At 63.7% G+C, this 3,739-nt stretch carries 3 protein-coding genes; all 3 read right to left on the bottom strand.

Annotation, left to right across the window (positions count from 1 at the left end):
- On the bottom strand, nucleotides 1–430 hold a 430-nt coding region (locus QZY06_RS03115), incomplete at its 3' end, for a hypothetical protein (protein WP_295680065.1).
- 165 nt (nucleotides 431–595) lie between these two features.
- Nucleotides 596–1,387, bottom strand: coding sequence for a hypothetical protein (locus QZY06_RS03120; protein WP_295680069.1), 792 nt, complete (start codon nucleotides 1,385–1,387; stop codon nucleotides 596–598).
- 75 nt (nucleotides 1,388–1,462) lie between these two features.
- On the bottom strand, nucleotides 1,463–3,739 hold a 2,277-nt coding region (locus tag QZY06_RS03125; RefSeq protein WP_295680072.1), incomplete at its 5' end, for a TonB-dependent receptor.

Consider the following 3,739-nt stretch of genomic DNA (forward strand, 5'->3'; position numbering starts at 1 on the left):
CCTCGAAGAAGTCCGGATCTTCCGCACCACAGGTGGCGAGCGGCGGCTGCCAGCGCCGATTGTTCAAGGTGATGCGAATACCGAACACGTAGTCGGTGGTCGTGCCGCGGCGCCAGATGCGGTCATCGAGACGGCCCACTTCGGTGCCGTTGGCGATCACCGCCTGGCTGTTGTTCGATGCGTACAGCGCCCAGGTGTTGCCGCCCAGGCCCGGGAACGTGCGAACGCCATTGGTGGTGGTCGGGAACGCGCCGGTGACTTCGCAGACGCCATCGGTCGGATTGCGATTGGACTCCGTCCCCTGGCAGACCTTCAGCACCGGCGTGCCGGCGGTGGTCAGAACTTCGAAGCCTGCGAACGACGGTGCCGCCGCCAGGCCCAGACCCAGGCCGGCGCCGAGGCTCAACAAACTGCGCACATGCTGTTTCATGACATCTCCCCTGTTGCAGGACGGAAGTCGACGAGGCTCCGTATGAGCACCCGTCCTCCGTCGGTAATCGAATGCTTTATTCGAGCCTTGGCACTGCGGCCGACAAGGGGTACGGGCGTCGATTCGGTTCCCGTACCCGTTGTCGGCTGGATCCTCAGGCTGGCTTTATGGCTTCAGGCCGTTCAGGTTGATCGAGAACTTGCACTGGCCTTCTTCGCCGCCCTCCGACAGGCGAATGGCATTGGCGACGGCGCTGCTGCTCGGTGCCGTGGACAAGGTCACGCGCACAAACATCCACGCCGAATTGGCGTTGCTCAGGGAATCCGGATCGTCGATGTTGACGTCGGTCCGGAAGTTCACCCAATCGGCGCTACGCGCGGGATTCAGGCCTTCCGGTGAGCTCGCGTACTCGTTGAGACCCTGGTTGGTACGCCCGGAGAACCAGGCGCCTTCCTCGGCCGATCCCTGCCGGTAAGCGATCTGCAAGCCGGTACGGCCGGTGAAGCCGTTGCGGAACATGTCGTTGACTTCGAAGTAGGTCGGCGTGGTGCTGGGGCACGTTCCTGACGGCGGCGTCCACAGCGTGTTGACCATCTGCAGCCGGAAGCCGAACACGTATTCGGTGGTTGAACCGTTGCGCCAGATGCGGTCGTCCAGGTTGCCGATCGTGGTGCCGTTGGCGATCACTGCCTGGTTGTTGTTGGTCGCATAGACGGCCCAGTTGCTGCCGCTCAAGCCCGGAAAGGTGCCGGGTGTGCTGCCGGTCGGAAAATTGCCGGTGACCTTGCAGACGCCGGTGGTGGGGTTGCGGTTCGCTTCGGTGCCCTGGCAGAGCTTCAGGACCGTGGTGCCGCTGTCGGTGATCGTTTCGAACGCCGCCTGTGCCGGCATTGCCGCAGCCGCCAGGCCGATGCTCGTCAGCGCCAGCTTGGCGCCCAACCATTGCTTGTTCTTCATCGTCGTCTCCTCGTTACACACGCAGGTCTGTCGACGCCGTTCTGGATGAACGGCATCCGCCGTTGGAAAGCTGTTTCAGGATTTGCCGAACTGATACGAAACCCCGCCGAAGAATCCGCGCGGTGCACCGGGACCCACGAAGGTCGTGTTCTGGTGTTCGTTCGAGTTGTAGTTGAAGCCGCCGGGGCCGATCGCGCCGTTGACGCTCGGCGTGTACGGCGTCACGCCAAGCCGGCCAGCGCTGTAGTAGGTCTGGTCGAACAGGTTGGTGATTCTTGCGAACACCGTGAAGCCCTTCGGCAACTGGTACGAGGCATCGAAGTTGATGACCGCGTAACCCGGCACATAGCCCTTCTCGGTGAACGGCCGGCCGCCGGTGAACTGGCTGCCGTTGGAGACGACCGGTCCGAAGCCGTCGGTGATCTGATCAGTGCCTTCCGGCTGGTGGGCGTTGTTCTCGTTGCCGCGCACGAAGGAGCGCGAATGGGCGATCGCGCTGAGGCCCAGCTTGAAAGCCCGGGTCAGACGCCAGTCGATACCGGCGGTGAGGTTGTGCAGCGGCACGCCGGGCAGCAATGCGCCGGGATCAATGCGGATCGCTCTGAAGGTGCCGCGGCCGTTGTTGGCATCGGCGGTCGGTGACAGCACGTTGCCTGGCGTCGAGTTCTGATTGAAATCGGCACTCGAATTGTTCGGGCTTAGCACATAAAACTCGGACTCGAAGGTCGCCGAAGTCAGCGAGTAGCTGGCACGCAGATCGAACTGTCCGGCGCTGCCCTTGATGCCGAGCTCGAAGCCTTCGCGACGGGTCTTGTCGATGGTGTCGAAGAAGCTGCGCGTCGGTGAAGCGCCGGCGAAGTAGATGTCGTCCTTCAGATCGGTGCGGAACACGCTGGCATTCCATTCCCAGACGCCGAACACCTGCCCGCGAGCCCCTACTTCGGCCGACAGCGAACGGATCTGCGGCAGATAGGGATCGCCGGACAAGGCGGTGGGCAGCGCGCAGGTCGGGCCGACCTGGCTGCGCGGCGCGGTTTGCGGCGGCACGTAGACGCCGGTGACCGGGTCGATGAAGCCAGGCGTGGTCTGGACCAGGGTCGGGTCATAGGCGCAGCCCAGTTCGATCACCGACGGCGCCCGCGCGCCGCGGCTGACATTGGCGTACAGGTTCACCGTCGGGATCGGCAGCCAGTTCAGGCCGAACGAGGGATTGAACGAGTAGAAGCCGAACTTCTCCCGCGTCACATCCTGGGCTTCACGCGCCAGGTTGTTGGGAATGATCGGCCCGAGCGTGTCCGGGCAGGAAGCCAGATCATTGCTCGGGCAGAGGATGAACGTCGGCTCGCGGTTCAGGACTTCGTGGATGTCTTCGCCGATCCGCGCGGTGACCTGGTTGTCGACCTTGTTGATGTTGTAGCGGGCCGACAGGGTCACGAACAGATTGTCGCGGGCGCTCCAGGTTTCGCTGAAATAGGCGCTCCAGGTCCGCGACGTGCCGTTGAAGGCATTGATGGTCAGCGGGTTGGCGGCGGCGTAATACAGCGGATCGATGTTGTCCGGATCGAGGTAGACGCGGCGGTTGTCGTCGATCAGAGCCAGCTGCTGGGTGGCGCGATAAGTGGCCTTGCTGTCGTCGTACGAAGCGCCGATCAGCAGCTTGTGATCGTCGAGATTCAGGTTCCATTGCAACGCGCCGCCGTAGGTCAGCTGGCCAACACGGGTGCGGGTGTAGACGCCGTTCGGCGTGCCTTCGACGACGCCGGAAGCGGTGCCGGTCTCGCCGGTTACCGGATTGCGGCCATAGGCGCCGTTGCGCGCCGTGCCCAGCCGGCGGACGTTGCTGCACAGGCCTTCGAGGAACGGATCGTTCAGGGGTGGCTGGAAGCCGCCGCCGGTAACGGTGTCGCGCAAGCCGTCGCCATCGACATCGGCATAGCGGCAGACCGGGTCGTCAGGATTGGTGATCTCCCTGTTGGCCTGATTGCCGCTGAAGAAGAACTCGTCGAAGTCGTCATAGGCATCGCCGTTCAGGCTCTTGCGGCGGCTGTCCCGGCGATAGACCTGGGTGGTCAGGCTGGTCTTGTCGGTGAGATCGAACAGGCCGGAGAGATTGATCTGCGAAGCCCGGTTGCGGGTTTCGTCCGGCGAGGTGAATACCGCCGAATGGTCGTCGCGGAACAGTTCGATCGGCACCAGGCCGTTGCCGATCAGGCGGTTCTCGGAAACCAGCGCGCTGGCGGTGATGGTGCCGAAATCGAGCCGGTAGTCGCCGCGGCCGAAGCCCTGCACCAGGCGGCTCGGCGAGTTGTCACGCCAGCCGTCTTCATCGAAGTAGTGAACGGCACCGAAGCC

This window comes from uncultured Nevskia sp. (genome assembly GCF_903885465.1).
Classification (GTDB): domain Bacteria; phylum Pseudomonadota; class Gammaproteobacteria; order Nevskiales; family Nevskiaceae; genus Nevskia.

Coding starts and splice junctions, on each gene's coding strand:
- QZY06_RS03120 (WP_295680069.1), bottom strand. CDS start 1,387: ATGAAGAACAAGCAATGGTTGGGCGCCAAGCTGGCGCTGACGAGCATC.